The organism is Martelella endophytica (assembly GCF_000960975.1).
GTDB classification, from domain to species: Bacteria; Pseudomonadota; Alphaproteobacteria; order Rhizobiales; family Rhizobiaceae; genus Martelella; species Martelella endophytica.
The window spans coordinates 4,444,991-4,471,605 of record NZ_CP010803.1 but is presented as its reverse complement, the minus strand read 5'-3'; the positions used below and the strand labels follow the sequence as shown (position 1 = coordinate 4,471,605).

The following is a 26,615-nucleotide window of genomic DNA, read 5'->3' as shown; positions in this document are numbered from 1 at the left end:
TCCCGTCAGCTTGGGGGTGCCAGCACCGCCACGGTGCCGGGTCGGATCGAGAAATCGAGCGTGCCGGTGATCAGGGCGATTTCGCCGTCGATCATCACCTGCGTTGCCGGCTTGCGGCCGCGCAGCCGCACCGTGCGCACTTCGGCGACATCGATCGCCACGTCATTGCGCCAGCGGCCGATGAGCATGCCGATGGTCAGTCGGAAAACATCGGCGAGTGTCAGCCGCCGGATGCGGTAGAGGCAGAGCACGCCGCGATCAAGCCGGCTTCGCGCGAAGAAGCGCCCGAAGCCCTCGTCATAGCCATTGTTGGCCACAGCCACCGAATAGAGCCTCTCGGTGCGGCTCTCGCCGTTTTCGATCCGCGCGATCATCGGTCGGGCGCGGGCGAGGCGGCGCAGGAAATAGGCGGCGAGGCCCAGATAGGTGCGAAGGCCGGAGCGGTGGCGGATGCGTTCCCGTCCGGCGGCAATGCCGGGCACCAGCCCGACCACCACCTTGTGCAGGAAAACCCGGCCGTTCAGCACGCCAGCATCGATGTGGCGGACGTGCATGTCGGGGATCGCGCCGATCGCCGTATCGATATCCAGCGGGATATCGAGATCGCGCGCGAGAAGATTGGCCGTGCCAAGCGGCACGATGGCAAGCGTCTTCCTGGTACCGATCAGGGCCTCCGCGATCGCCGTGACCGTGCCGTCGCCGCCGGCGGCGACGATCAGCGGTGCCTCGCTTTCCACGGCGCGAAGAATACGCGCCTCAAGCGGCGCTTCGCGATCGGCATCGATGGTCGCGCGGATGCCGGCTTCGGTGAAGCGCTCGACAAGCGTTTCCGCCAGGTCCGCCTTCTCGGCGCTCCCCGCATTGGCGTTCAACACGATGTGGCACTGTTCGAACCTGCCGGGCGGCATCGGGATCCCTCTTGCGGCGGCGGGCTTCCCCGCACCTGAAGAACGCATTGCACGACCGAAAGTTTCGGCAGATCAGCCGGAAACGAGGTGCCGGAACTCAGCGACGACCTGTTCATAGACCGCCCTCTTGAAGGCGACGATGAGCGAGGGGAGCGCGTCGATATCGGCCCACTGCCAGGCATCGAACTCGCGCGCGTGGCCTTCAGGCGGCGGATCGATGGCGATCTCGCTCTCGTCGCCGTTGAAGCGGAAGGCGAACCAGCGCTGGGTCTGGCCACGGTAGCGCCCGTGCAGGCCGATACCGATCAGATGGTCGGGAAGATCGTAGTTGATCCATCCCCTGGTCTCGGCAAGGAGTTCGACCGTCTTCATGCCGGTCTCCTCGTAAAGCTCGCGTTTTGCCGCCACAAGCGGCGTCTCGCCGGGATCTATGCCACCCTGCGGCATCTGCCAGAGCTGCGGTGTGCCATCGGACTCGGTGTTGTTCTCCGAAAGCCGCCGGCCGAGCCAGACCTTGCCTTCGGGATTGAGGATCATGACGCCGACATTCGGGCGATAGGGCAGGTCGTGGGCGCGTCGTGCAGGCATGGCGGGGATTTCCTTTGGGGCAGGGGCTGACGCGACCATCCCTAGCGCATCAGGCGGGAAAGGCAAACCGTCTGCCGATCCGGCGAAGAGGTGCCGCGACAGTACCGCAACGACGATGTCCGCTCTGGACAAGCACAGTGCCGCAGACAATGCTGCCGCACGTTCTATGCAGGGGATGGTGGCTTGACGATTGCCGGCGACGAAACAGATATCGCGACGGGTGGCCGACGCGGCGTTTTCGGATGGATGATGTTCGACTGGGCCGCGCAGCCCTTCTTCACCGTCGTCACCACCTTCATCTTCGGTCCCTATTTCGTCAACGAGCTCGGGGCCGACCCGGTTGCGGGCCAGGCGGCCTGGGCGAATGCCGCGACGGTTGCCGGCATCATCATCGCTTTTGGCGCGCCGGTGGCCGGCGCGCTCGCGGATGCGGCCGGCGGCAACAAGCGGTTCATCGGCATGCTCGCCGTCCTGCAGGTCGCAGGCCTCGCAATGCTCTGGCTTGCCGCGCCCGGCAGCGGCTATTTCTGGCCGGCGGCCTTCATCGTGCTCGCGACCGTCGCGGCCGAACTCTCCGTGGTCTTCAACGATGCGATGCTGCCGCATCTGGTGCCGCCTCAAGCTCTCAACCGGACCTCGAACGATGCGTGGGGGCTCGGCTATCTCGGCGGCATGATCTTTCTCATCAGCTTCCTTCTCTGGTTCGCTGCCGATCCCGATACCGGCCTCACCCTTCTCGGCCAGCCCGCACTGTTCGGGCTCGATGCCATCGCAGGAGAGCCGGCGAGGCTGACCGGACCGCTCTCGGCTGCGTGGTACCTCATCTTCCTGCTGCCGATGCTGGTTTTCACGCCGGATATCGCGCGGCGCAAGCGTGCCGGCCATGCCGTTGCCGAAGGCCTCTCCGAACTGAAACGGACGGTGCTCTCGCTTAAGGACAGGCCGGACCTGCTCCGCTTCCTCATTGCCCGCATGCTCTACATGGACGGCGTCAACGGCCTGCTGATCCTCGGCGGCGCCTTCGCGGCGGCGACCTTCGGCTGGTCGACCATGGAGATCGGCATTTTCGGCATCGTGCTGAACGTCGCGGCCATCTTCGGCTGCTTCATCGCTGCCCGGCTCGGGCGGCTGGTGAGTGCCGGCCCGGTGATCGTCACCGCCCTCGTCATGCTGATCATGGCGACGCTCGGCGTCGTCTCGACGGACGATGGCGCGACCCTGTTCGGGCTGCTTCCGCTCGGGCCCGGTGGCGGCGGTCTGTTCTCAGCCGGAGCGGAAAAGGCGTTTCTTGCTTACGGCGTGATCATCGGGCTTGCCTTCGGCCCGGTGCAGGCGGCCTCTCGGGCATATCTGGCGGCGCGTGTCGAGGGGGCGGAGGCGGGGCGCTATTTCGGCCTGTTTTCGCTGACCGGGCGGATGACGAGCTTCCTCGCGACGGCAAGCTTTGCGTTCCTGACGCAATGGACAGGCTCGCCGAATGTCGGCATGGCGAGCCTGCTTGTCTTTCTTGTCGCCGGACTGGTGCTGTTCCTCCCGGCGATGCGGCCCGTCAGTGGCGGAAGGTCCTGACACCGGTGAACACCATGGCGACGCCATTGGCGTTGGCGGCATCGATAACTTCCTGATCGCGGATCGAACCACCCGGCTGGATGACGGCGGTAGCGCCGGCGGCAACGGCTGACAGCAGACCATCGGCGAACGGGAAGAAGGCTTCGGAAGCGACCGCCGATCCGTTGGTCATCGGCTCGGCCCAGCCGGCCGTCTTGGCGGCTTCCTTGGCCTTGATGCCGGCGATGATGGCCGAATCGATGCGGCTCATCTGACCTGCGCCAATGCCGGCGGTCTGGCCGTCCTTGACGTAGACGATCGCATTCGACTTGACGTGCTTGGCAATCGCGAAGGCCATCTTCAGGTCTTCGAGTTCACGGTCGGTCGGGGCACGTTCGGTGACGACATTCAGGGTGATCTCGTCGATCATCGCGTTGTCGCGGCCCTGCACCAGGAAGCCGCCGGCAACCGTCTTGAAGTTGAGGCCTTTCGAGCGCGGATCGGGCAGGCCGCCCGTGGTCAGCAGGCGAAGGTTCTTCTTGGCCGCGATGATGGCCTTGGCATCTTCATCCGCGTCCGGCGCGATGATAACCTCGGTGAACAGCTTGACGATTTCCTCGGCCGTCACGGCATCCAGCGTCTGGTTCAGCGCGACGATGCCGCCGAAAGCCGACTGGCTGTCACAGGCAAGCGCCCGGCGATAGGCCTCGACCAGCGTGTCCGCACGGGCAACGCCGCAAGGGTTGGCGTGCTTGATGATGGCGGCGGCCGGCGCCTGTTCCGGTGGGAACTCGGCAACCAGTTCGAAAGCGGCGTCGGTATCGTTGATGTTGTTGTAGGAAAGCTGCTTGCCCTGATGCTGGACGGCATTGGCAACGCCCGGCCGCTTGTCGCCCGTCACGTAGAAGGCGGCCGACTGATGCGGGTTCTCACCGTAGCGCATTTCCTGCTTCAGCGTGCCGCCAAGCGTCAGGTGGCGCTGGTTTTCCAGCGAGAGGGCCTCCACAAACCAGGACGAGATCGTCGCGTCATAGGCGGCGGTGCGAGCATAGGCGCGGGCGGCAAGCTGCTGGCGGAGCGCGTAAGGGATGGTGCCGTTGCCGGCTTCCAGCGCCTCGCTCACCTCACGGTAATCGGCCGGATCGGTGATCACCGTGACATAGGCGTGGTTCTTGGCCGCAGCGCGGATCATCGCCGGGCCGCCGATGTCGATGTTCTCAACGGTCGTCGGATAGTCGCCGCCGGCGGCACGGACTTCCTCGAAGGGATAGAGATTGATGACGGCAAGGTCGATGCCCTCGATACCATGCGCGCTCATGGCCGCCTGATGCTCTTCGTCATCGCGGATGGCGAGCAGGCCGCCATGAACCTTCGGATGCAGCGTCTTGACGCGGCCATCCATGATTTCCGGAAAGCCCGTGACCTCGGACACATCGGTGACGTCGAGGCCGGCTGTGGCCAGCGCCTTGTGAGTGCCGCCGGTCGAATAGAGTTTCACGCCGCGTGCAGCAAGCGCGCTGGCGAATTCGACGATGCCGCTCTTGTCGGAGACGGAAAGCAGCGCGGTCTTGACGGTGACGAGATCGGGGGCGGGGATTTTCTTGGAGGCAACGGCCATGGTGCGAAGTCCTTCATCGATACGATGGCGAGAGGTTGCCTCGCGCTTAGCATGACTGGAGACAATGTGAAACCTAGCTCAGCCGCTCCAGCCGCCATTCGACATCGGGATGTTCGCCGATCGGCGCGGTGATGACGATCTGGCGGGAGGCGGCCATGCCGGCACTGGCGGCAAAGAACACATCCTCTTCGAGCTCCGGGGCAAGGCCGGGTGCGGAAAACAGCCAGCTCTCATTGTCCGGCGCCGTCATGAAGATCGTGTCGGCATCCTCATGCATGACCCAGATCGAGGGATGCAGGTGGAAGCGGATGATGGCTTGGTGGCGGTTGGTCGCAGCCGGCATTTCGTCGCGGCGGCGGCGGAAGCTGTCGCGGCCGGCAATCACGCGCCCATCGGCTGAAAGTGCGAGCCGCCGCTCCGTCATCAGCCCGAACCGGGCGAGATAGCCGTCATGGCGCATCAGAAGCGTATCGCCGTCGTCGGTCTCGCTGCGCTCCACCTCGACCCGGCGGATCCCGCCGGCGGCGACAGGCCCGAGGAATTCAGAGCGGGAAAACCGCATCGACGAAGCGTCATCAATGGTAGCGGCGGAGTGGGCCGGGGTCGAGCGCGCCATTGCAATGGTCGCCGCATCCGGATGGAGCGGACGGCCGGAATTGACGATGAAACGGCTGGTGCCGGACGACATCTCGAAGGACAATGCGCCGGCATGAGCCGCTTTCGACAGATGGGTGGAAAGGGGGTTGCCGGCGTCGACGATCAGCACCGTCCCTCCGGCATCGAGCCGCTGAAACCCGGTATGCGGCAAGGCCCGGAAACCGCTGCCGCCGGTTTCGTCGTAACGTTGCAGCGCCGACAGCGTCGTCGCTAGGACAGGGCCTGCGCCATTGAAGAGCGCGAGATTGCCATCCCGGTGCCTGAAGAAGGCGAGCGCCGCGTAAATCCGGTCGATTGCCGGAACGAGCTGGCGCGGCAGCGCGATATCGAGGTTGATGTAGGTCTGGCGCAGCGGCAGCAGCTGGAAGAGCAGGTCGAGCAGCGTCTGCGGATTGCGTGCGATATGGCCGCCATCGGCGAGGATCTGCTTCGACAGCGCCTCGTCGAGCCGCCTTGCGGCCTGCTGCTTGCGGTGATCGGAAAGATCCATCGAGATCGATGCCATGGCGAGCGCGATCGCCGCCTTCAGCCGCGTCTCGTCGTGCGGCATTGTCGGGTAGCGGCGGCGCAGCACCTGTTCGTGACGGAGGATCGCCGCCACGAAACGGCGATAGAAGGCAGCGTCCGCCCCCTTCAATATCACGGTGGAATGGCTGAGCCAGGCGGAGAGACGTTCCACGGCGACGGCATTCTGCCAGGCGGGGCCCTTGCACCGCCCGTTGCGGCGCAGGAAATTCAGCGTCACCGTGCGGGCGAAATTGTTGGCTTCCTCGCCGCGCAACGCCCGCAGATGCCGAAGCCACGAGAAGCCGGCAAGCAGGCACGCGAAGTCCGCGCTCGGCATCTCCATTGAAAACGGCGGCCGGCCGGCTGTATCCAGCGTCTCGCCCGCGAGCGCGAAGCGCCAGCTCACCAGGTTTTCCGCTTCGAGCGGGTCTGCGGCCCTGAGATCGGTGGGGGCGACGAGCAATTGCCGGTTGGCATTGCCGAAGGAAACTGTGGATTGCGGGCGCAAGGCCATGAGCCCGCGTCTGATGCGCAGCGCGGTCTCATATCCATACAGCAAAGCGTAACGCCAGATTTCCGAAACCGGAAAGGCCAAATCGCGCACCCGAATCGTTTTTTCCTCGCACCGGCTCCCCGGCGTGACCCAAATCTCCGGCCCATTGGGTCAGGCTGAAGAGTTTGCTGGACGGTTTTTCGTGTTTGTTCCACCGCAGCAATGCTGAAAAGAAATCAGTTTGACGACTTCTGCAAGCCTTTTCTGCGTCAGCGTTTTTTCAGTGCGACGGCGTAAAAGCCGTCGAGGCCGGCCTCGCCGTCCAGCGTATCGGCCGGGGTGGTACGGATGGCGCCGTCGGCGTCGAACAGATGCTTCAGCGCATCCGGCCGGCCGGCCGGGAATTCGCAGCGCTCGGCCGGCGCGCCGTCGGCCAGAAGCCGCGCGACCATGGCTTCACCTTCGAGCGGATCGAGCGAGCAGTTTGAAAAGATCACGATGCCGCCGGGGCGGACGAGGTCCAGCGCCTGGCGCAGCATCGCATACTGCACCTCCGCAAGCTTCTCGATGTCGGCCATGTCCTTGGTCCACGGCACGTCTGGGTGCCGGCGCGCCGTGCCGGTGGAAGAGCAGGGCGCATCGAGGAGGGCGGCGTCGAAGAGCGCAGCCGGCCGGTACTCCATCATGTCGGCTGCAACGGTTTCTGCGCTCAATCCAAGGCGTTCGAGGTTCTGGTCGAGCCGCTTAAGCCGGGATTTCGAGCGCTCGAGCGCGGTCACGCTTGCACCCTGCACGATCAGCTGCGCGGTCTTGCCGCCGGGCGCGGCGCAGAGGTCGACGACGCGCTGGCCAGAAAGATCGCCGAAAAGGCTTGCAGGAATGGCGGCGGCCGCATCCTGAACCCACCATTCGCCTTCGGCAAAGCCGTCCATCGCGGAAATCGCACCCTCGGTCTTCTCCAGACGCACGGAGCCGGTCGCAAGTGCCCGTCCGCCGAGGCGGCCGGCCCAGCCTTCCGGATCGGATTTCACCGAGAGATCGATCGATGGCGGGGTCAGCTGGGCCGTCCCGATCGCCGCGGCCTTTTCCGTCCCGTAGATTTCTGTGAGCCTTTCCAGGAACCAGTCGGGCAGCGGTGAGATGCCGGCGATGCGGGAAAGCGTCCGTTCCTTCTGCCGTGCCAGCTTCCTAAGCACCGCATTCACCAGCCCGGCGAAGCGCTTGTTGCGCGGGTCGGCATTGGCCTGCTCGACGGCGATGTCGACGGCGGAATGATCGGGAACATCGAGGTAGAGGATCTGGGCTGCGGCGATGGTCAGCACATGTGACAGTGCGCGGGCGCCGGAAGGCAGCGGCCGGTCGAGCAGGCCTGAAATCGCGGCTTCGATCATCGGCTTGTGGCGCAGCGCCGTCAGCACCAGCGCCCGGCAAAGCCCCTGATCGGCCGGCGTCAGGCTGCGATAGACGGCATTGCCGTTGTCGCTGTCGAGCATGCCGTCGAGCGAGGTCTTGCGGTCGATGACGGCGGCAAGGATTTTCGTGGCGGCTGCGCGGGGCGGATAACCAGGCTTTTGTGCCGGACGGGCGTTTCCTGCCCGCGCCGGCTTGTTCTCATCTTGCATCAGGACCATGGACCTTTGAAGGGCGGATCGCCGTTACGGTCGCGGCCGGTGTCGGGCACCGATTGCGATCTCCGGGTCGCTCTAGCAGGTCCGGACGCCGCGGTCGAGGTCGCGCCCATGCGGGCAGCCTGGTCGCGCAGCGCTGCGATGCGGTTGTCCGTGTTCGGGTGGGTGGAGAAAAGGTTGTCCATGTTCTGGCCGGACAGCGGATTGATGATGAACATGTGGGCGGTCGCGGGGTTGCGTTCCGCGCGCTCGTTGTGGATCACCTGGTTGCCGTGATGGATCTTCTGGAGCGCAGAGGCGAGCCACAGCGGATTGCCGCAGATCTCGCCGCCGCGGCGGTCGGCGGCATATTCGCGCGTCCGGCTGATCGCCATCTGCACCAGCGCCGCAGCCAGCGGCGCGACGATCATCGCGATCAGCACCCCGACGAAGCCGAAAGGATTGTTGTTGTTGCGGCTGCCGCCGAAGAAGAAGGCGAAATGGCCGAGCATCGAGATCGCACCGGCCAGCGTCGCGGTGATCGTCATCGTCAGCGTATCGCGGTGCTGCACATGGGAAAGCTCGTGCGCCATGACGCCGGCGAGTTCCTCGCGGGAAAGCATCTTCAAAATGCCGGTTGAGGCCGCGACGGCAGCATTCTGCGGATTGCGGCCGGTCGCAAAGGCGTTCGGCTGCGGGCTGTCATAGAGATAGACCTTGGGCATGGGCAGCCCGGCGCGGCCGGAAAGCTCGCGCACCAGGCCGTAATATTCGGGCGCAGAGCGCTCATCAACCTCCTGCGCGCGGTACATGGAGAGCACCATGCGGTCGGAATTCCAGTAGGAAAAGATGTTCATGCCGGCGGCCATCACGAGCGCGATCATCATGCCGCTCTGGCCTCCGATCATATAGCCGATGCCCATGAACAATGCCGTCATGAAGGCGAGAAGCATGGCGGTACGAACGAGATTCATCTGCCGGTCTCCGATAGGATGGATGCGCCGGTCTTCTTTCCGGCACCAATTGCGGATATAAGTGGGACGAAAATCGCCGCATATCAATAATCGCGGCCGCGAAATTGGTGCAATCATCATGGACGAAAAAGACAAGACCGGCGCAAAACAGAACGCCGGCGAAGAAGTTTCGACTTTCCCTTCCGCCGCCGAGCTTGCGGCCCTGACCGCCGCCGGCGCTTCCGGTGAGATGGTCGATCCTGAAGAAGAACGCCGTCGCAATCTCCCCGAGGCGGCGAAGCGCGCTCTGGCCGAGGCCGCCGAGCGCCGCAGGGTGGCCGACGCCGAGGCCAAGCCGGCGCCCGAAGAAGGCGGCCGTGGCGGCTTGGACCCTGCACGCTTCGGCGACTGGGAGATCAAGGGCAGGGCGATCGACTTCTGATCATAGGTAATTATTCCTATTGAGCGCTTTCCATAAAAGGAATAAATTCCTTTTCATGTCTCGAATCGCCTTTCTGGCCACGTCATTGCTGATCGCCACCGTGCGGGCGCCGTCCGTCGCTGCCGAAGATATCTTCGACGGCCCGGTGCGGGCTGAGGTGGTGCGGGTGATCGACGGTGACACGATCGTCGTTCAGGCGCGGCCGTGGCCTGGGCAGATCGTCGAGACCTCGGTGAGGGTGCGCGGCGTCGATACGCCGGAGCTGCGCTCGTCCTGCGACGCCGAGCGGGACGCGGCAAATGCCGCCAGGGCTTTCGTGATGTCGAATGTCCGGGAAGGCGAGACAGTGCAGTTGCGCAATATCGCCGGCGACAAGTATTTCGGCCGGGTGGTCGCCGATGTGGCGCTGGCGGACAAGCGCGACCTCAGCATGCTGTTGCTCTCCGGCGGCTATGCTGTGCCCTATGACGGCGGCCACAAGATCCCGTTCGTCTGCCCTTCGTCCTGAGCCGCGGCCGTCAGCCCTTGTGCGTCAGGATGTTGACCAGCTTTCCGCTCGGATCCTTAAGGTAGAACCGTCGTACGCCCCATGGCTCATCGGCCGGGCCATAGACGATCTCGTGACCGAGTTCTTCGGCCCGCCGGTGTACCGCGTCGACATCGTCCACCTCTATCGAGAGGTCGGGAACCGGCGTACCGGAGCCACCTTCGCTGGCGATGCTGATCTGGGTCTGAGCCTTTTCCCCGGAAACGAGTGTCGCGATCCATCCGAGGTCCATTGCCACATCAAGCTCCAGAAGATCGACATAGAAGGCGCGGACTTCGCCGGGTGATGTCGTCGCGATGTTGGAGACGATGCGTTTTACGACCATTTTCTGCTCCTCTTTCCGGCCTTTCGTAAGCATGCTGTTGAAGTGCGGTGCTCTCAATACCAAAAAAAGCCGCACCGTTTCCAGTGCGGCCAGTGGTTTCCTCAAGGGCGGATGGGACTATCCGCCATACATGAGGTTCGGGAGGAACAGGACGACGCCGGGGAAGAACAGCAGCAGCACGACCAGGCCGATGATGGCGGCAATGAACGGCCAGGATTCCTTCACATATTCCTCGATCGGCGTATCGAGCAGGCTGCAGACCGTGAACATCGCGACTCCGACCGGCGGGGTCATCGAACCGAAGGTCACGATCGTCATCATCAGGATACCGAAGTGAACCGGATCGACGCCGGCCTTGATGACGACGGGCACGAGGATCGGCGTCAGCAGCAGCACCAGGATCGTGCTTTCGAAGAACAGGCCGGCAATGAACAGGCCGATCAGGATGACGGTGACGATCAGCACCGGGTTCACCAGGCTCTCAAGCATGAAGCCGGCCACGTGCTGCGGCACCTGCAGGAAGATGATCGCAAAGCCGATCATTCCCGACATCAGGATGATCAGCATGATCAGGCCGATATCCGAAATCGCGTGGGCAAACGCGCGCTTGATCGCTTCGAAGGTCATCACCCGATGGGCGAAGCGACCGACGAGGATGGCGTAGACCACGGCGAAGGCACCGACTTCCGAGGGGGTGAACAGGCCGCCGCGGATCGAACCGATGAGCAGGACCGGAAACAGCAGCGCCCACTTGGCGCCCCAGGCCGCGCGCCCGAGTTCGCCCCGCGTCGGCTTGCGCATGTCGGAGAGCACATAGTTGCGACGGCGCGAGACGATCCATGCGGCCGTCATCAGGAACGCCATCATCAGGATGCCGGGGACAATGCCCGCCATGAACAGCCGGCCGATCGAGACCTGACCGACATAGCCATAGAGGATGAGCCCGATGGAGGGCGGAATGGTCGCGGTAATCAGCGACGACATTGCGATGACGGCCGAGGAGAAGCCCTTCGAATAGCCGTTCTTGATCATCTGCGGGCCGAGAACGCGGGCTTCCATCGCCGCATCGGCAACCGCCGAGCCGGAGACGCCGCCCATCAGGGTCGAAAGGATGATCGCAACCTGGGCAAGCCCGCCCGCCATCCAGCCGACGGCGACCTTGGAGAAGGTGAAGAGGCGGTCGGTGATGCCGCTCTCGTTCATCAGGTGGCCGGCCAGCACGAAGAAGGGAACGGCGAGTAGCGGAAAGCTCTGCGACACCGTCGCGATCTTCTGAACGCCGATCGACAGCGGCATGATGTCCGAGGTGAGGAAGAAGGTGAAGCCGGAGATGCCGATGGCAAACGCGATGGGTGCGCCAAGCAGCATCAGGACGAAGAAGACGATACCGATAAGGGCCATGATGCTTACTCCGCGGCGCCGGTCGAAACGACCGGTTCTTCCTGAGTGGCGGTGCGGGTGAAGACCAGCATCTTGCTCTTCGCATTGCGCCAGGCCTGGACGAGATTGCCGAGGATCGACAGCGACAGCATGATGCAGCCGGCTGGAACCGCGATCGTGACCCAGGCATAGGAGAGGCCGGAATCGCCGAACTGGCGTTCCTTGTTCAGCATGGTGAGGTCATAGCCTTCCACGGCGAGGATCATCAGGAAGCCGATGAACACGATCGCCAGCAGCGTTTCGAGGATCAGCCTGAAGCGGTGCGGGAAGGGGCGGACGAGAAAGTCGACGCCGAGATGGCCGCGCTCGCGCATGGCGCGCGCGGCGCCGATGAAGCAGAGCCAGATGAACAGAAGCTGGGCCAGGTCCACCGACCAGATCAGCGGATGGCCGAAGAAGCGCATGGTGGCGGCGATGAACACGAGCCCCGTGATGACCGCCAGCAGGATCGCGCCTGCGACAAATTCTATCTTAGCGAGGAAACCGGGCATGATGGCCCCTCCGGATTTGGTTGAGGAGCATTTCGGCCCTGTGCCGGGTCCCGGTCGTTGCCGGTGTCGAAATGCTCACGAACGCTTGTTCTGAGGCGGCCTCGCCACACTGGCGCCGGCCGTATTCGAGCCTTGGGAGGACGGACCGCGCCCGACATCTGCGGACGCGGCCCGTCATTTCACGGTCTGCTGCCCTGCGCCTTACTGCGCGGCGATCGCCTGCAGCTGGTCGCGCAGTTCGCCATAGCCGAGGTCGTCATAGACGACGGCGGTTGCTTCCTTGAACGGTGTGACGTCGATGATTTCGATGGTCACGCCTTCGTCCTTGAGCTGCTGCTCCAGGCCTGCAAGGGCTTCTTCCGTGCCGTGGGAGGCGATGTCGCCGGCTTTCAGGGCTTCCTCGTGCAGGATGGTCTGCAGGTTTTCCGGAAGCGAATCGACCCAGCCTGCGGAGGTGATGAGACCGGTGATCAGGTTGATGTGGCCGGTCAGCGTGATGTTGGTGATCACCTCGTCGAGCTTGGCGCCGACAACGGCGGGAAGCTGGGCTTCTGCGCCATCGATGACGTTGGAGGAGATCGCCGAGTAGACCTCGCCCCAGGGCATCGGTGTCGGCGTTGCGCCCATCGCGGCGATGGTGCCGGTCCAGACCGGGGCACCCGGCGTGCGCATGCGCACACCAGCGAGATCAGCCGGGCCGGTGATTTCCTTCTTGGTCAGCAGATGACGTTCGCCCTGCCACCAGTTGAAGCTCAGCACATCGAGGCCGGCATCATCATGCAGCTTTTCGGCCCATTCATTGAACAGGTCCGAGGTGACGACCTTGCGGATGCCGTCATAGCCGCTGGCGAGGTAAGGAGCGCCGAGAACGCCGAATTCGTTGACGAATACCGCCAGGCGACCGCCATCGACGACGACGGCAACCGGCGCGCCGGCGCGGGCCTGTTCCAGCACGTCCTCATCGGGGCCGAGCTGCGAGTTCGGGAACAGGCGCACTTCCAGCGCACCATCCGAAGCCGTGGCCACGTTTTCCGCGAAAGCCTCAAGGCCGGCATAGAGCGGGTCGTTGGTGGCAAGCGCGGTGTTGACGTTCAACGTGTAGTCGGCGGCAAGTGCCGAACCGGCCATCAGGCTGGCAGCCAGACCTGCGAGTGCGATGCTCTTGAGATTGATGTGATAGTTCATGACGTCCTCCCATTCAGACGGTTCAAGTGTTGGGGCTTATCGCCCCGGCTCTTCAAAGAATTCCGGCCGGTCCTCGAAAATGGCCGGAAGATCACTGAGGATTTCGCGCAAATGTCCGCGCACGGCCATTTCCGCCGCGTGCTGATCGCCGTTGCCGATGGCATCGACGATGGCTTCGTGCTGGTCGGTCAGCTTGACCATCGGAAAGCGCAGAAGGCTCAGATATCGGACACGGTCCATCTGCACCTTCAGCCCTTCGATCAGCATCCAGGCTCTGCCCTTGCCGGCCGCATCGGCCAGCGATTTGTGGAACAGTTCGTCGAGTTTGATGAAGCGGCTGGCATCGGTGCGGGCCGCTTCGCGCTGTTCGGCCAGCTGCTGACGAAGCTCACGCACAAGGCCCTGGTCCGCCTTTTCCGCCAGAAGCTTGACGATGTCCGCCTCGATCGCTTCACGCACGAAGCGGGCATCCATGACGGCTGCCTGCGAAATCCGGCGCACGAAGGTGCCGCGTTGCGGACGCACTTCGAGAAGCCCCTCTTCGGATAGCTTGATGAAGGCTTCGCGCACCGGCTGGCGGCTGACGGCGAACCGGGCGGCAAGCTCGGATTCGGACAGGCGCGTGCCGGGCGGCAGATCGTTGCGGAGAATGAGGTCACGCAGAATGCCGTGCAATTGCGACCCGACCGGTGCACCCGGCGAAATTGAGGTTGCGATCGTATCTGGCAGCATGGCTTCGTCCTCCCGACAAAAACAAGCTTGCACCATACTTCCATACTAGTCAACAGCGAAAATAACTGGTACGAATTTCGACTATGGGGCATAGCGTATTCATCCCATCCGTCCGCATTCAAAGAGCATATTCAGGGAGAGAGAAAATGAGGCAGACCTGGCGCTGGTTCGGACCCGTAGACCGCGTGTCGATCGATGACATGCTGCAGGCCGGCGTGGAAGGCGTCGTCACCGCGCTCCACCACGTCCCGACCGGCGTGGTGTGGACGCCCGAAGAAATCGCCAAACGGCAGGCCGAGCTTGCCGTCATGAAAGACGGCGGTGAGTCCGGGCTGAAATGGGAGGTGGTTGAAAGCCTCCCGGTGTCGGAAGACATCAAGAAGCAGAAGGGCGACTGGCGCACCCATATCGAGAACTACAAGGTCAGCCTGCGAAACCTTTCCGAGGCCGGCATCGAGGTCGTCTGCTACAACTTCATGCCGGTGCTGGACTGGACCCGCACCGATCTAGCCTACCGGCTGAAAACCGGCGCGACCTGCATGCGCTTCGACTATGCCGATTTCGCTGCCTTCGACATCCACATCCTGAAGCGCGATGGCGCCGCCGAGGATTTCTCGGAAGCCGTGCGCGAAGAGGCCGCTCGCCGCTTTTCCGCAATGGATGAGGCGCGCCAGCAGCTTCTGACCACAAACCTCGTGTTCGGCCTGCCGGGTGCGGCCGAGAACTTCACGCTTGAGGATGTACGGCAGCATCTCGCCGAATATGCCTCGATCTCGGCGGAAGGACTCTTTGCCCATTTCGTCGATTTCCTTGAAGAGGTCGTGCCGGTTGCCGAAGAGGTCGGCATCCGGATGTGCTGCCACCCCGATGATCCGCCCTTCGGCCTTCTCGGCCTGCCGCGGGTGATGTCGACGGAAGCCGATTACAAGGCGCTGATGGATGCCGTCGATGTGCCGGCAAACGGCATCACGCTCTGCTCCGGCTCGCTCGGCGCCCGGCCGGACAACGATCTGCCGGGGATGATGGAGCGTCTCGGTGATCGCGTCCACTTCCTGCATCTTCGCAACGTTCACCGCGAGACCGGGGATATCAAGGGTTCCTTCTACGAGTCGGAGCACCTCGGTGGCGACACCGACATGGTGGCGCTGGTGGCGGCCGCGCTGAAGGAAGAAAAGCGCCGCCGCGATGCTGGCCGGGCCGACTGGAACATTCCCTTCCGGCCCGATCACGGTCTCGATATTCTTGATGACCAGAACCGCAAGGCCCAGCCCGGCTATCCGGCGATCGGCCGCCTCAAGGGGCTTGCCGAGCTGCGCGGCGTGATGACGGCGCTGAGCCGCTGATCATGCAAACAGGTGCCGCGCTGCAACACAGCGCGGCGTCTACTCGTCTTCGCCGTCGGGCAGGGCGAAGGTCAGCGCCAGGAGGTTCTGGCGCAGCCGCTCGAGGTCCGAGCCGACAACGCTGTCAAGCCGATCGTGGGTTTCGCGCCACACCGGCACGGCACGCTCCAGAAGATCGAGCCCCTCATCGGTGAGCGCCAGCCGCCGGACGCGCTTGTCCTTACTGTCCTGAAATGTCCGCATCAGTCCCCGTCGCTCGAGCGGCTTGACCGACGCCGTCAAGGTCGTGCGGTCCATGGCCAGCACGTGGGCGACCTCGGCAACCCGCGGCGGCTCGGGCCGGTTCAGCGATACGAGAAGCGAATATTGGCCATTGGTGAGACCGAGAGGCCTGAGGGCATCGTCGAAAAAGCGTCCGACGGCCCGCGAGGCACGCTGCATGTGAAGACAAAGGCAGCGGTCCCGCACTTCCAGTGTGACGTCTATGGGTAGACTCTCGCGCATATCCATGCCTATTATGTTGATATCAACCTAAAAGGCTCAAGGCTTTAAGTCAAGATATCGGAGGGTTTTATGGCTTATGTAGACGGGTTTCTGGTCGCTGTTCCCACGGAAAACAAGCAGGCTTATGTCGAATTATGTGCAAAGGCGGCGAAAAAGTTCAAGGAACTTGGTGCGATCGACTACGTCGAGTGCTGGGGCGAGGACGTGCCGGAAGGCGCGGTCACCTCGTTCCCCATGGCCGTGAAGCGTGAGGCGGATGAAACCGTGGTGTTCTCCTGGGTTATCTGGCCGGACAAGGATGCCCGCAACAAGGCCTGGGAGGCGATGATGAAGGACGAGGACATGCCGGGCCCGGCCGACATGCCGTTTGACGGCAAGCGGATGATCTATGGCGGTTTCAGCCCGATTTTCGGCCTCGACGCCTGATGGTGGACACTGTGTCTGTCGAAAGCGCACCGGCCGGTGATAAAAACAGACTTGTCTTTTGCAAATGCGAAACCTAGATTTACCTCACCGGTCGACCAACGGCCGGTGACGTTCTCAGGGCGGGGTGAAATTCCCCACCGGCGGTAATTGCTCCTCTGGAGCATCAGCCCGCGAGCGCCTCTTTCGATCGCAGGACAGTTCTTGCCGAAGAAGAGGGTCAGCAGATCCGGTGTGATTCCGGAGCCGACGGTATAGTCCGGATGGAAGAGAACAGGCGCAATGACAGGCGAACTGCACCTTTTGAAGGGGCGGTGCGTCATTCTTTCCGCTTTCGCCCTGCTGGCGTCTTGTTGTTGAAACGAGGCGAAATGGCATGGGCATTCTTCCCGCCAGAGACTTGCTGATATCGGCAGCCGAACGCGCCGCGCTGGCGCGTGCGATCGAGGGCGCTTCGCGTCTTGTCGGCGCGACCGCGCCCAATCCGCCGGTCGGTTGCGTGCTGCTTGATGCGGATGGCGCTGTGCTTGCCGAAGGCTATCACCTGAAGGCCGGGGCGCCGCATGCCGAGGCCGCCGCCATCGCCGAAGCGCGGATGCGCAACGTCGAAGACCTGATCCACACGGTCGTCGTCACGCTAGAGCCCTGCAATCACCATGGCCGAACCCCGCCCTGTGCGGAGGCGATCCTGAAGACGCCCGCTCGCCGCGTGGTCATTGCAGCCGCTGATCCGAACCCATCCGTCAGGGGCGGCGGTGCCGCGCTTCTGGCGGAAGCCGGGCTCGATATCGTCTGGCCCGAGCAGAGCAGAAACGCAGCGGACACCCGCCTTGCGCTTTCCGCCCGGCGGCTCATTGCGCCGTTTTCCAAGCTCGTGCTGACCGGCCGGCCCTGGGTGACCCTGAAGCAGGCGGTCGATGAAGGTGGACGGATGATCCCGCCGCCCGGCCAAAAGACCTTCACCTCCGAAGCATCGCTGCGGCTTGCCCACCAGTTTCGCCGCCGCGCCGATGCAATCCTCACCGGCTCCGGCACCGTGCTCGCCGATGATCCCGCCTTCACCGTTCGCCTGGTCGCTGATTTTCCAGGCAAGAAGCGCTTTCTGGTGCTCCTTGATCGGCGCAAACGCGTGCCTGAGCGCTACGTCGAGGAGGCCACCCAGCGCGGCTTCGATGTCTTCCGCGCTGTCAACCTTGATGACGCGCTTGATCGTCTCGGCGCTGAGGGCGTGCTGGAAGTGCTGGTCGAGGCCGGCCCTGCCATCACCCGCGCCATGTTCGGTGCCGGGCTCGTCGATGAACATGTCCTGATTACCAAGGGGGAACCCGATCGCGTCAGGATCAGCCACGCAATCCCAGAATTCGATGCCCTGAATGGCGCCGGAGAACAGCCCGGAGAACGGCAATGACAATGATGCAACGCAATCTTTCCGCAGCTCCCGTTGAACAGGCGCTCGAGAAGCTCCGCACCGGCGGTATGGTGGTGCTGATCGATGACGAGGCCCGCGAAAACGAGGGCGATGTGGTCGTCGCCGCAGACTTTGCGACGCCTGCCGCGATCAACTTCATGGCAAAGCATGCCCGCGGCCTCATCTGCCTGACGCTGACGGGCGAACAGGTCGACAGGCTCGGCCTGCCGCCGATGGTGGCGAGCAACCGCGCCCGCCATTCCACCGCGTTCACGATCTCGATCGAAGCTGCCGAAGGGATCACCACCGGGATCTCGGCCGCGGAACGCGCCCGCACGGTCGCTGCAGCCGCGAACCCCGGCGCGAAATCCGCCGATATCGTTTCCCCCGGCCACATGTTTCCCCTTCGGGCGGCCGAGGGTGGGGTGCTGGCCCGCGACGGCCATACCGAAGGCGCTGTTGATCTTGCGCGGCTTGCCGGCCTCAATCCGGCGGCCGTCATCTGCGAGGTGATGCGCGATGATGGCGAGATGGCGCGCCGCGACGATCTCGCCCGCTTTGCCGCCGAACATGACCTGCCGCTACTAACGATCCGCGAACTTGCCGAATATCGCATGCGCACCGAAATCCTGGTGAAGGAAGTGGCGCAGGCGTCGCTGCCGACCAAGGTCGCCGGCTTCGCCGCGCACGCCTTCGAGAGCCTGATCGACGGTGTCGAGCACATCGCGCTGGTGAAGGGCCCGCTTTCCGACAATCCACTGGTGCGCGTCCATTCCGAATGCCTGACCGGCGACGTTTTCGGCTCGCTGAAATGCGATTGCGGCGACCAGTTGCGCGAAAGCATGGCGCTCATCGGCGAGAAGGGCGGCGTGGTCGTCTATCTGAAGGGCCAGGAAGGCCGTGGCATCGGTCTTGCCAACAAGATCCGCGCCTATGGCCTGCAGGAGAAGGGCCTCGACACCCATGCCGCCAATCTGGCGCTCGGCCTGCCGGCGGATGCCCGCGAATACTACGTTGCCGCCCATATCCTCAAGAGCCTGGGCATCACCCGCCTGCAGCTTCTCTCCAACAATCCGGACAAGCCCGAGGCGCTGGCTCGCTGCGGCATCACCGTGGAGAAGCGCCTGCCGCTGATCACCGCCACCAACCCATTCAACGAGACCTACCTCGCCACCAAGCGCGAGAAGTTCGGTCATATCCTGCCGCTTTGAACAGCCTCTGAAAGGAAAATGCGTGTCCCATCGCATCGCTATCGTCATCTCCCGTTTCAATGAAAAGGTCACGACCGGCCTTCTGAACGGCGCCAAGGCCGAGCTTGCCGAGCGCGGCGCGCCGGTTGCCGAGGCCGACATCTTCGACGTGCCCGGGGCCTTCGAGATTCCGCTCGTTGCCAAGAAGCTGGCGCATACCGGCAAGTTCGCCGGCGTTGTCTGCATCGGCGCGGTGATCAAGGGGGAGACGGCCCATTTCGAATATATCTCGGAAGCCGCCGCCCACGGACTGATGCAGGTTTCGCTCGATACCGAAATCCCGGTCACCTTCGGCATCCTCACCACCTATACCGCCGAGCAGGCCTTCGCCCGTTGCGCTGACGACAGCCACAACAAGGGCCGCGAGGCCGCCGCCGCCTGCGTCGAGGCGCTGGCAGCGCTGGCGAAGGTGGCCGCGGCCTGAGCGGGGGCAATCGCGGCAGGATAAACAGGCAGAGCGACGCCGCGTTTTCGGAAGGGCGTTAGTCCTTGGCGCCGCTCCCCGGCATCATTGCCAGGCCAGAGTCCCGTTTCGGGGCTTCAAATGCGAGACCCAGTTTTCTGTTGATGTCCTGCAGCGGCATTGGTCGGCCGTAGAGAAAGCCCTGCAGATCGTCGCAGTGCATTCTGGTCAGGGTTCTGTCCTGTTCCGGGGTTTCCACCCCTTCGGCAGTGGTTTGCAGCCCTTTGGCATGGGCGATATCGACGATCGCGCGAATGATGGCCTCGTCATCGCCCCTGCCTTCAAGCGCCTGAACAAAGCTTCTGTCGATCTTGATCCTGTCGATATTGAGAGATTGCAGGCGTCCGAGCGAGGAGAAGCCGGTGCCGAAATCATCAATGGCTATCCGCACGCCGAGATCGCGAAGCGCGCTCAGATTGGCGGCTGCGGCACTGTCCTCGTTGGTTGCCACGGATTCGGTGATTTCGAGTTCGAGACGGGCCGGCGGGAGCCCGGTCGCAACCAGGATCTGTTCGACCTTGCCGGCATAGGCGGGGTTGGCAAGTTCGACCCCCGAAACATTGACCGCGATCGACAGACCTGACCATTTTGCCGCGGCTGTGCATGCTTTGCGCAGGGCGAACTGGCCGAGATCCTCGATCAGTCCTGCCTCCTCAGCGATCGGAATGAACAATTCAGGCGAAATCCATCCGATTTCTGGATGATGCCAGCGCAACAGGGCCTCGCAGCCCACAATCTGCTGCGTACGGGCAGACTGGATCGGCTGGAAGTAGACCGAGAGCTGGTTTTCGCCGAGAAGCGCCTGCCGGAGGTCCATTTCCGTCTTTCGCCGCAAACCGAGCGTTTCGTCCATGGCGTCGGAAAAGAAGGAGTAGCGGCCGCGTCCGGTGGTCTTGGAATAATAAAGCGCGACATCCGCCTTGCGCAGCAGGTTGACCCGGTCATCGCCGTCGCGGGGACAGATGGCCGCTCCGATGCTGACGCCGACGAAAACCGTGTTGCCTTCGATCTGAAACGGGACCCGTGCTTCATCGACGATGCGTCGACAGAGCGCGTCGATCTCCGCTTCGCCGCCCTTGCCGCTCAGCATGATGGAGAACTCGTCTCCGCCGATGCGGGCAACAAGGTCGTCTTCGCGCAGGATCGTCCTCAGTCTTCTGGCGAAATCGCTGATCAGCGCGTCGCCCGCCGGATGGCCGAGCGTGTCGTTGACCTGCTTGAAACGATCAAGGTCAAGGTAGAGCAGTGCGAGCGGGCTTTCGGGGTGTTCCGCCAGTCGGCGATCAACCCTCTCGTTGAAATGCATCCTGTTCGGGAGGTCGGTCAGCGGATCGTGCATGGCCAGATAGTGGATCCGCTCTTCGCTTTCCTCAAGCTTCTTCGACCGGTTGTGATGGATGATCAGGAAAACCGCGATCGAAACGAGCGCGACCGCCAGAACTCCGGTCAGTACCGGGATCACCCGCGTCATCACCGCCGAGCCCGGGCGGTATGGTTGCCAGACGAAATAGCCGATGATCGTGTTTTCCGCCGTGGTCAAGGGCTGGTTCGAGCCGTCCGGGGTCCAGGAAAAGTGAAGGTCCTCGAACATGTAGTCGGTCTGCAGTTCCTCGATCAGGCTGCCATCGAGAAACCTTATGGCGACATGCAGATATTCCTCACCCGTTTCCTGTTGCACGAGAGGCGAATGGGGGACGATCGGCTTGACGCTGACGACGGCGGGACGGTCCCGGATAACAGCCAGATCGGATATGCCGGGGGTCAGAACCTGATCGTTCACCTGGCTGTCGTCGCCGGCTGCCAGTTTCGCCCGGAGCGCTTCGGCAAGCGGCGCGACCTCGCTTTCGATGGCATCATAGGCGAACTGGTTTGCAATGGTGCCATCCGTGAAGGCATAGATCGGCCTGTCGGAAGTATCCAGGACATAGACGCTGTCGAAGCCGAAATAGTCGTGCATCCATGTGCCGAGATTGTCGTCGATCCAGGCGGCGTTGCCAGCGCGGACCTCGACGACGGCATCGTCCCAAACCGTGGCGCTTTCCTGGCTGTGGGCAACATCGGTCTGTAACTGGGAAATCACGAGACGAACGAGCCGCGCCTGGCGCTCCTGGGATGCTTCGTCCGTCTCCTTGCCCGCCCAGATCAGCAGGACGAAGACACCAAGGCCAACCATCAGCGTGAGGGTGAGTGCGGGCAGGGCGCGGGTCAGGAAGAAGTTCGAGCGGCGGGTGACCTGTCTCTGGTTGTTCATTATTGAGCCGATCTTCGCCTTAGGGAGGAAAACTATGGTCAAACGCGTATCGTTTCGCAAGATAAACATGCCGTTATTATCTGAAACCAGATTTGTCTACGTCTTCGGAAGTGTTTCAGATGACACGAGATTCGACTTATGCTTGAAGATCGCAGTCAGCTTTGCCGATTGAGGCGTCAAACGTTGGGCTCGCTGTTGCCTCACAGCCTCGAGGCGATTTTCGAAGCGCTCTCCTCCGCCGTGCCTGTGGCGGTGTCTATGCGGACGTCAGCATCGGGCCAATCTCTATAGTCGCGGTCTACCACAGCCTGCCATGTTGGGGTCTTCCAGCCGGGGATATCGATCGGCCGTCCTTCGACGCGCAAACGGTGCATGGCGGGATCGGAGCAGATGATCTCGACCCCGATGAACCGGGCGTCGGCCCGCGCGGCTGCCGCTGCGAACAAGTCTCTCGTGAGGGGCCAGGGGTTTACGCAATCTGTGATGACGGTATGGCCAAGCGCGAGATTGGAGCGCGCGAGCGCGGCCAGAATCTCGTAACTCTCCGGTCCGATCTCCCGTTCGGGGCTATGGGCGAGCATGATGGCCTCGATTTCGTCGACCCGGAGGTAGACCGCGCCCGTCATGACCGAAAGCGCCTTGGCTATGGTGCTCTTGCCTGTACCAGGCAGTCCTGCGAAAGCGATAAGGGTCTTCACGTTTGCGTCCTCTCATGGCTGCGTCGATATGATCTCATGCGTCGGGATCGGATGAAATCTCAACGCAAATTCCGGGGTGGGCACAAATTACCGGCCTGTTTGCACAGGTACCGGCGGCCTGAGCGGTAACGCTGTGCGACTGCCGAAAGGCGTGGTCTCCATGCCGAACCATGCTTGCCCGGCCGGTTTTTGCTTGTCAAAGCGGCCTTCTGCCGTCATCCATGGCCGGGCATGAACGGAGGACGAGGCTATGGCGCGCGAACTGAAACCGGAATTCCTGGTAACCGACGAGCAGGAACTGCGCGCCCTGTTTCCGGCGACGCACGAGCTGGCGTCAAAGAAATGCCAGCCGCGCCTCGACCGGCATGCTATCGATTTCATCGCGCGCTCGCCGTTTCTCTGTATCGGCACCCAGGCGGCCGACGGTCGAGCGGATGTCAGCCCGCGCGGCGATCCGCGCGGTTTCGTGCATGTGCTCGATGACAGGACGCTGCTGATCCCCGACCGGCCCGGCAACAACCGGCTCGATACCCAATCGAACATTCTTGCCAATCCGGCCGTCGGCCTGATCTTCTTGGTGCCGGGCTTTGACGATACGCTGCGGGTCAATGGCCGGGCCGTGATCACTCGCGATCCCGAACTCCTCGCGCTCCTTGCCGTGGGCGACCGCCTGCCGCTGACGGCAATTGCCGTTCACGTGGAGGAAGTCTTCCTGCACTGCGCCAAGGCCTTCCGCCGCTCCAAACTCTGGGATCCGGCAGAACGCCAGGACCGCAGCGAAATGCCCTCGCTCGCAAAGATCATCCTCGACCAGATCGACGCCGCGCCGAAGAAGCCGGAAGAGATGAAGAAGTTGGATGATGCGCTGGAGGAGGGGTATCGGAAGTCGATGTATTGAATTCCTAATGAAAATCCCGGCTCGGGAACAGCTTCTTGGCCTGTTCGCGCGGGTGGTGGGCGCGGGGCTGGAGTTTCGGGCGGCGGGGCGTGTCGTCGGCTTTCGGGTCGGTGATGCCGATGGCGTCGTCCATCGGGTGGCCGAGTTCCGAGAGGCGCCAGGAGCAGTCCTCGATGGTTTCGGCGATCACATGCACGACGACGCCTTCGCGCTGAAGCTTGCCGGTGACCTTCAACAGCCGGCCGCCCATCACCGTGCGACGGAAGCGCTCATAGACCTTGTTCCAGACGACGACGTTGGAAACGCCGGTCTCATCCTCCAGCGTCAGGAAGATGACGCCGGAGGCCGTGCCCGGGCGCTGGCGGGTGATGACGAGGCCTGAGACGCTGACGCGCCTTTCCGGCGTCGTTGCCAGTGACGAGTGCAGCGTCAGGCCGGGCATTTTTGGGCGCAGCAGCTCCATCGGGTGGGCTCTGAGGCTCATGCGGGTGGCGACGTAATCCTCCACCACCTGTTCGCCAAGGTTCATCGTCGGCAGGATGACGTCGGGCTCGCTGATATGCTCGCCGTCGATCGGGTCGGAAAAGAGCGGCAGCGGTTTTGGCGCGCGGATCGCCTTGACGCGCCAGAGTGCATCGCGGCGCGACAGCCCGGCATCGGCGAAGGCATCGGCCTCGGCGAGGCGCTCCAGCACCGCGGGCATCAGGCCGGCGCGCAGCCACACGTCTTCCGGTGCCTGATAGCCATTGCCGCGCGCGTTCTCCAGCCAGACGGCATCCTCCTTCTTCAGCCCCTTGATCTGACGGAAACCGAGCCGGAGCGCATAGGCGCCATCGGCGCGGCGCTCCAGCGTGCAGTCCCAGGCGCTGTGATTGACCGAGACGGGACGGACTTCCACCTGATGCTCGCGGGCATCGCGGACGATCTGGGCCGGCGCGTAAAAGCCCATCGGCTGCGAGTTCAAAAGCGCGCAGGCGAAGGCCGCCGGATAATGGCATTTCAGCCAGGCCGAGACATAGGTGAGCATGGCGAAGGCGGCCGCATGGCTTTCGGGAAAGCCGTAATCAGCAAAACCCCTGATTTGGGCGAAGCAGCGCTTGGCGAAATCGAGTTCGTAGTCATTTTTGAGCATGCCATTGATGAACTGCTCCTCGAATTCGCCGATCGTACCCATCTGGCGGAAACTCGCGAGCGAGCGGCGCAGCCGATCCGCATCTTCCGGTGAAAAACCGGCGGCGACCACGGCAATCAGCATCGCCTGTTCCTGAAACAGCGGCACACCCTTGGTCTTTTCGAGAACCCCGCGCAACTCCTCCTTTGGGTAAGTGACCTTCTCCAGACCGAGCCGCCGCCGGATATAGGGCTGCACCATGCCGCCCTGGATCGGACCGGGACGCACGATCGCCACCTCGATGACGAGGTCGTAGAATTCGCGGGGCCGCATGCGCGGCAGAAAGTTCATCTGTGCCCGGCTTTCCACCTGGAACACGCCGATGGCATCGGCGGTGCAGAGCATGTCGTAGGTCGCTTCGTCGTCCTGAGGAACCTCGGCTATGGTCAGCGGACGGTTGTAATGCTGGGTCAGCAGGCCGAAGCATTTCTTGAGGCAAGTCAGCATGCCGAGGCTCAGGACGTCGACCTTGAGGATGTTCAGCGCGTCGATATCGTCCTTGTCCCATTCAATGACGGTGCGGTCCTCCATCGCGGCGTTTTCGATGGGACAGAGCTCGTCCAGCCGGTCGCGGGTGATGACGAAGCCGCCGACATGCTGCGACAGATGCCGGGGAAAGCCGATGATTTCGCCGATGATGCGCACCGTCTGGGTCAGCCTGCGGTCGGAAAGATCGAGGCCGACCTCCTTCAGCCGTTCAGGTTCGGCGCCCTTGCTGGAGATGCCCCAGATCTGGCCGGAAAGGGCGGCGGTGACATCGTTCGACAGCCCCATCACCTTGCCGACCTCGCGGATCGCCGCGCGCGAGCGGAAATGGATAACGGTGGCGCAGAGCCCGGCGTTTTCGCGGCCATATTCTTTGTAGATATGCTGGATCACCTCCTCGCGCCGCTCATGCTCGAAATCGACGTCGATATCGGGCGGCTCGCCGCGATGGCGGGAGACGAAGCGCTCGAACACCATGCCGATCATGTCCGGTTTTACATCGGTGATGCCGAGCGCATAGCACAGGATGGAATTGGCCGCCGAGCCGCGCCCCTGACATAAAATACCCTTGCTGCGGGCAAAGGCGATGATGTCATGCACTGTGAGGAAATAGGCGGCGAAGCCGAGTTCGTCGACCAGCGCCAGCTCCTTTTCGGCAAGCTCCCGGTTGCGCGCGGGAATGCCTTCCGGGTTGCGCCGCTTCAGCCCCTCCCAGGTGAGGCGGGCAAGGCGGGCCTGTGGGTCTTCGCCATGGGCGACTTCGGCCGGGTAGTTGTAGGAAAGCTCGGTCAGGTCGAAGGTGAGGCGAGCGGCAATTTCCAGCGTGCGGCGGATGGCGGCGGGGTGGTCGCGGAAGATATGCGCCATCTCGTCAGCCGGCTTCAGCCGCCGCTCGGCATTCGGCAGCGCCAGGTGGCCGATATCGTCGATGGTGATGTGATGGCGCATGCAGGTCAGCACATCGGCGAGCTGGCGGCGGCTGGCATGATGCATCAGTACATCCCCGACGGCGACCATGGGCGCGCCGGTGGTGTGCGAAAGCGCCGTCAGGGTTTTGAACCAGGCGGCATCGGAACCGTCATAGCGGGGGGCAGCACCCGTGAAGACGTGGCCGGGAAAGCGCCGGAGCGCCTGCGTGATATGCTCGGTCGCCTCCGCCTTCTTTTCCAGCCCCTGAGGCAGTGCGATCAGAATGGAGCCATCTGCCCATTCCAGCATGTCCCTAAGATAAAGCAGGCACTCGCCCTTTTCCGTGCGCCGTTTGCCGAGGCTCAGGAGCCGCACGAGTTTCTGGTAGGCGGGCTTGTCCTTCGGCAGCGCCACGAAATCGACGGGGCTGTCGGAAAGCACCAGCCGGCAGCCGACGATCAGGCGCGGCAGGCGGCGGATTGGGGGCAGGGCAATGGCTTTGGCATTGCCGACCGGCTGGCGCGACGACGGGTCGACATGCGGCGCAAGCTGGATCGTTTGCTCCTCCGCCTGCTTCTCGATCTTGCGCCTGATCTCCTTCAGCGCCCGGAAGGCGCGGACCACGCCGGCGAGCGAATTGCGGTCGGTGATGGCGATGGCAGCGAGGTCCAGCTCGGCGGCGCGGATCACCATCTCTTCCGGATGCGAGGCGCCGGTGAGGAAGGTGAAATTGGTGGTGACGCATAACTCGGCATAATCCATCGGACAAA

24 protein-coding genes and 1 riboswitch are annotated in these 26,615 nt (G+C 63.3%); of the genes, 9 read left to right on the top strand and 15 right to left on the bottom strand.

All coding sequences use genetic code 11. From position 1 onward, the window contains the following. Positions 1 to 5: 5 nt before the first annotated feature. Both TM49_RS20840 and TM49_RS20835 read right to left on the bottom strand, forming a co-directional pair. Positions 6 to 908, bottom strand: a complete 903-nt coding sequence (locus TM49_RS20840) for a diacylglycerol/lipid kinase family protein (protein ID WP_045684060.1) — start codon at positions 906 to 908, stop codon at positions 6 to 8. A gap of 72 nt (positions 909 to 980) precedes the next feature. After that, positions 981 to 1,496, bottom strand: a complete 516-nt coding sequence (locus tag TM49_RS20835) for an RNA pyrophosphohydrolase (protein WP_144409635.1) — start codon at positions 1,494 to 1,496, stop codon at positions 981 to 983. Positions 1,497 to 1,742: 246 nt separating this feature from the next. Between TM49_RS20835 and TM49_RS20830 the strand changes: the two genes are divergently transcribed. Further along, on the top strand, positions 1,743 to 3,065 hold the full coding sequence (locus TM49_RS20830) for an MFS transporter (protein WP_082074937.1): 1,323 nt from the start codon (positions 1,743 to 1,745) through the stop codon (positions 3,063 to 3,065). Here TM49_RS20830 and purH read toward each other — a convergent pair. The 4 genes from purH to htpX form a co-directional block, all read right to left on the bottom strand. Then, the gene (purH, locus tag TM49_RS20825; protein ID WP_045684054.1) at positions 3,046 to 4,662 is read right to left on the bottom strand and encodes a bifunctional phosphoribosylaminoimidazolecarboxamide formyltransferase/IMP cyclohydrolase; all 1,617 of its coding nucleotides are present in this window, start codon (positions 4,660 to 4,662) and stop codon (positions 3,046 to 3,048) included. The two genes, TM49_RS20830 and purH, sit on opposite strands and share 20 nt — an antisense overlap. A 73-nt stretch (positions 4,663 to 4,735) precedes the next feature. After that, a complete protein-coding gene (locus TM49_RS20820; protein WP_158498671.1) occupies positions 4,736 to 6,340 on the bottom strand; it encodes a heparinase II/III family protein in 1,605 nt (534 codons plus the stop codon). A 248-nt stretch (positions 6,341 to 6,588) separates the two neighbouring features. Continuing rightward, entirely contained in the window at positions 6,589 to 7,950 is a 1,362-nt protein-coding gene (locus tag TM49_RS20815) for an RsmB/NOP family class I SAM-dependent RNA methyltransferase (protein ID WP_162484891.1), read from the bottom strand. Then, the gene (gene htpX / locus TM49_RS20810) at positions 7,941 to 8,900 is read right to left on the bottom strand and encodes a zinc metalloprotease HtpX (RefSeq protein ID WP_045684052.1); all 960 of its coding nucleotides are present in this window, start codon (positions 8,898 to 8,900) and stop codon (positions 7,941 to 7,943) included. The genes TM49_RS20815 and htpX overlap by 10 nt, the downstream gene beginning before the upstream one ends. Before the next feature lie 229 nt (positions 8,901 to 9,129). Between htpX and TM49_RS20805 the strand changes: the two genes are divergently transcribed. Together TM49_RS20805 and TM49_RS20800 are read left to right on the top strand one after the other, a co-directional pair. After that, on the top strand, positions 9,130 to 9,321 hold the full coding sequence (locus tag TM49_RS20805) for a DUF1674 domain-containing protein (protein ID WP_045685601.1): 192 nt from the start codon (positions 9,130 to 9,132) through the stop codon (positions 9,319 to 9,321). Between the two features lie 55 nt (positions 9,322 to 9,376). Continuing rightward, the gene (locus TM49_RS20800) at positions 9,377 to 9,829 is read left to right on the top strand and encodes a thermonuclease family protein (protein WP_045684050.1); all 453 of its coding nucleotides are present in this window, start codon (positions 9,377 to 9,379) and stop codon (positions 9,827 to 9,829) included. Between the two features lie 10 nt (positions 9,830 to 9,839). Here the strand turns inward: TM49_RS20800 and TM49_RS20795 are convergent, their stop codons facing one another. The 5 genes from TM49_RS20795 to TM49_RS20775 all read right to left on the bottom strand — a co-directional run bounded on the left by TM49_RS20795 (position 9,840) and on the right by TM49_RS20775 (position 14,041). After that, positions 9,840 to 10,193 carry a VOC family protein gene (locus tag TM49_RS20795; protein WP_045685599.1) on the bottom strand — a complete coding sequence of 118 codons (354 nt, stop codon included), beginning with the start codon at positions 10,191 to 10,193 and terminating at the stop codon, positions 9,840 to 9,842. 117 nt (positions 10,194 to 10,310) lie between these two features. Beyond that, positions 10,311 to 11,594 carry a TRAP transporter large permease gene (locus TM49_RS20790; RefSeq protein ID WP_045684049.1) on the bottom strand — a complete coding sequence of 428 codons (1,284 nt, stop codon included), beginning with the start codon at positions 11,592 to 11,594 and terminating at the stop codon, positions 10,311 to 10,313. A gap of 5 nt (positions 11,595 to 11,599) precedes the next feature. Next, the gene (locus TM49_RS20785; RefSeq protein ID WP_045684047.1) at positions 11,600 to 12,124 is read right to left on the bottom strand and encodes a TRAP transporter small permease; all 525 of its coding nucleotides are present in this window, start codon (positions 12,122 to 12,124) and stop codon (positions 11,600 to 11,602) included. A 201-nt stretch (positions 12,125 to 12,325) separates the two neighbouring features. Beyond that, on the bottom strand, positions 12,326 to 13,309 hold the full coding sequence (locus tag TM49_RS20780; protein ID WP_045684045.1) for a C4-dicarboxylate TRAP transporter substrate-binding protein: 984 nt from the start codon (positions 13,307 to 13,309) through the stop codon (positions 12,326 to 12,328). 36 nt (positions 13,310 to 13,345) lie between these two features. Next, positions 13,346 to 14,041 (bottom strand): GntR family transcriptional regulator, encoded by a 696-nt coding sequence (locus TM49_RS20775; protein WP_045684043.1) that lies wholly within the window; start codon positions 14,039 to 14,041, stop codon positions 13,346 to 13,348. A gap of 146 nt (positions 14,042 to 14,187) precedes the next feature. Between TM49_RS20775 and uxuA the strand changes: the two genes are divergently transcribed. After that, positions 14,188 to 15,384 carry a mannonate dehydratase gene (uxuA, locus tag TM49_RS20770; RefSeq protein ID WP_045684041.1) on the top strand — a complete coding sequence of 399 codons (1,197 nt, stop codon included), beginning with the start codon at positions 14,188 to 14,190 and terminating at the stop codon, positions 15,382 to 15,384. A 39-nt stretch (positions 15,385 to 15,423) separates the two neighbouring features. Here the strand turns inward: uxuA and TM49_RS20765 are convergent, their stop codons facing one another. Continuing rightward, a complete protein-coding gene (locus TM49_RS20765; protein ID WP_045684039.1) occupies positions 15,424 to 15,894 on the bottom strand; it encodes a MarR family winged helix-turn-helix transcriptional regulator in 471 nt (156 codons plus the stop codon). A 63-nt stretch (positions 15,895 to 15,957) separates the two neighbouring features. Here TM49_RS20765 and TM49_RS20760 point away from each other — a divergent pair, with 63 nt between their 5' ends. From TM49_RS20760 to ribH, 4 genes are all read left to right on the top strand, one after another. Then, positions 15,958 to 16,314: a DUF1428 domain-containing protein gene (locus TM49_RS20760; protein ID WP_045684037.1), complete on the top strand. Its 357-nt coding sequence runs from the start codon at positions 15,958 to 15,960 to the stop codon at positions 16,312 to 16,314. Between the two features lie 106 nt (positions 16,315 to 16,420). Further along, a riboswitch (FMN riboswitch) is annotated at positions 16,421 to 16,590 on the top strand. A 97-nt stretch (positions 16,591 to 16,687) separates the two neighbouring features. Continuing rightward, the gene (ribD, locus tag TM49_RS20755; protein ID WP_045684035.1) at positions 16,688 to 17,719 is read left to right on the top strand and encodes a bifunctional diaminohydroxyphosphoribosylaminopyrimidine deaminase/5-amino-6-(5-phosphoribosylamino)uracil reductase RibD; all 1,032 of its coding nucleotides are present in this window, start codon (positions 16,688 to 16,690) and stop codon (positions 17,717 to 17,719) included. Further along, entirely contained in the window at positions 17,716 to 18,930 is a 1,215-nt protein-coding gene (ribB, locus tag TM49_RS20750; protein WP_244464762.1) for a 3,4-dihydroxy-2-butanone-4-phosphate synthase, read from the top strand. The genes ribD and ribB overlap by 4 nt, the downstream gene beginning before the upstream one ends. Positions 18,931 to 18,952: 22 nt before the next feature. Further along, positions 18,953 to 19,393: a 6,7-dimethyl-8-ribityllumazine synthase gene (gene ribH / locus TM49_RS20745; protein ID WP_082074836.1), complete on the top strand. Its 441-nt coding sequence runs from the start codon at positions 18,953 to 18,955 to the stop codon at positions 19,391 to 19,393. A gap of 58 nt (positions 19,394 to 19,451) precedes the next feature. Here the strand turns inward: ribH and TM49_RS20740 are convergent, their stop codons facing one another. Further along, the gene (locus TM49_RS20740) at positions 19,452 to 21,683 is read right to left on the bottom strand and encodes a putative bifunctional diguanylate cyclase/phosphodiesterase (RefSeq protein WP_045684031.1); all 2,232 of its coding nucleotides are present in this window, start codon (positions 21,681 to 21,683) and stop codon (positions 19,452 to 19,454) included. 200 nt (positions 21,684 to 21,883) lie between these two features. Next, a complete protein-coding gene (locus tag TM49_RS20730) occupies positions 21,884 to 22,381 on the bottom strand; it encodes a P-loop nucleotide/nucleoside kinase family protein (protein WP_045684028.1) in 498 nt (165 codons plus the stop codon). Positions 22,382 to 22,631: 250 nt separating this feature from the next. On the opposite strand from TM49_RS20730, the gene TM49_RS20725 reads away from it, so the two are divergent. Further along, the gene (locus tag TM49_RS20725; protein ID WP_045684026.1) at positions 22,632 to 23,279 is read left to right on the top strand and encodes a pyridoxamine 5'-phosphate oxidase family protein; all 648 of its coding nucleotides are present in this window, start codon (positions 22,632 to 22,634) and stop codon (positions 23,277 to 23,279) included. A 4-nt stretch (positions 23,280 to 23,283) separates the two neighbouring features. Here the strand turns inward: TM49_RS20725 and TM49_RS20720 are convergent, their stop codons facing one another. Beyond that, complete coding sequence (locus TM49_RS20720) at positions 23,284 to 26,607, bottom strand: error-prone DNA polymerase (RefSeq protein WP_045684024.1); 3,324 nt, start codon at positions 26,605 to 26,607, stop codon at positions 23,284 to 23,286. Positions 26,608 to 26,615 lie beyond the last annotated feature (8 nt).

Excerpts from the sequence above, each read along its gene's own strand:
- TM49_RS20840 (WP_045684060.1), bottom strand. The coding sequence starts at position 908 with ATGCCGCCCGGCAGGTTCGAACAGTGCCACATCGTGTTGAACGCCAAT.
- TM49_RS20835 (WP_144409635.1), bottom strand. The coding sequence starts at position 1,496 with ATGCCTGCACGACGCGCCCACGACCTGCCCTATCGCCCGAATGTCGGC.
- TM49_RS20830 (WP_082074937.1), top strand. The coding sequence starts at position 1,743 with ATGATGTTCGACTGGGCCGCGCAGCCCTTCTTCACCGTCGTCACCACC.
- purH (WP_045684054.1), bottom strand. The coding sequence starts at position 4,662 with ATGGCCGTTGCCTCCAAGAAAATCCCCGCCCCCGATCTCGTCACCGTC.
- TM49_RS20820 (WP_158498671.1), bottom strand. The coding sequence starts at position 6,340 with ATGGCCTTGCGCCCGCAATCCACAGTTTCCTTCGGCAATGCCAACCGG.
- TM49_RS20815 (WP_162484891.1), bottom strand. The coding sequence starts at position 7,950 with ATGGTCCTGATGCAAGATGAGAACAAGCCGGCGCGGGCAGGAAACGCC.
- htpX (WP_045684052.1), bottom strand. The coding sequence starts at position 8,900 with ATGAATCTCGTTCGTACCGCCATGCTTCTCGCCTTCATGACGGCATTG.
- TM49_RS20805 (WP_045685601.1), top strand. The coding sequence starts at position 9,130 with ATGGTCGATCCTGAAGAAGAACGCCGTCGCAATCTCCCCGAGGCGGCG.
- TM49_RS20800 (WP_045684050.1), top strand. The coding sequence starts at position 9,377 with ATGTCTCGAATCGCCTTTCTGGCCACGTCATTGCTGATCGCCACCGTG.
- TM49_RS20795 (WP_045685599.1), bottom strand. The coding sequence starts at position 10,193 with ATGGTCGTAAAACGCATCGTCTCCAACATCGCGACGACATCACCCGGC.
- TM49_RS20790 (WP_045684049.1), bottom strand. The coding sequence starts at position 11,594 with ATGGCCCTTATCGGTATCGTCTTCTTCGTCCTGATGCTGCTTGGCGCA.
- TM49_RS20785 (WP_045684047.1), bottom strand. The coding sequence starts at position 12,124 with ATGCCCGGTTTCCTCGCTAAGATAGAATTTGTCGCAGGCGCGATCCTG.
- TM49_RS20780 (WP_045684045.1), bottom strand. The coding sequence starts at position 13,309 with ATGAACTATCACATCAATCTCAAGAGCATCGCACTCGCAGGTCTGGCT.
- TM49_RS20775 (WP_045684043.1), bottom strand. The coding sequence starts at position 14,041 with ATGCTGCCAGATACGATCGCAACCTCAATTTCGCCGGGTGCACCGGTC.
- uxuA (WP_045684041.1), top strand. The coding sequence starts at position 14,188 with ATGAGGCAGACCTGGCGCTGGTTCGGACCCGTAGACCGCGTGTCGATC.
- TM49_RS20765 (WP_045684039.1), bottom strand. The coding sequence starts at position 15,894 with ATGGATATGCGCGAGAGTCTACCCATAGACGTCACACTGGAAGTGCGG.
- TM49_RS20760 (WP_045684037.1), top strand. The coding sequence starts at position 15,958 with ATGGCTTATGTAGACGGGTTTCTGGTCGCTGTTCCCACGGAAAACAAG.
- ribD (WP_045684035.1), top strand. The coding sequence starts at position 16,688 with ATGGGCATTCTTCCCGCCAGAGACTTGCTGATATCGGCAGCCGAACGC.
- ribB (WP_244464762.1), top strand. The coding sequence starts at position 17,716 with ATGACAATGATGCAACGCAATCTTTCCGCAGCTCCCGTTGAACAGGCG.
- TM49_RS20740 (WP_045684031.1), bottom strand. The coding sequence starts at position 21,683 with ATGAACAACCAGAGACAGGTCACCCGCCGCTCGAACTTCTTCCTGACC.
- TM49_RS20725 (WP_045684026.1), top strand. The coding sequence starts at position 22,632 with ATGGCGCGCGAACTGAAACCGGAATTCCTGGTAACCGACGAGCAGGAA.
- TM49_RS20720 (WP_045684024.1), bottom strand. The coding sequence starts at position 26,607 with ATGGATTATGCCGAGTTATGCGTCACCACCAATTTCACCTTCCTCACC.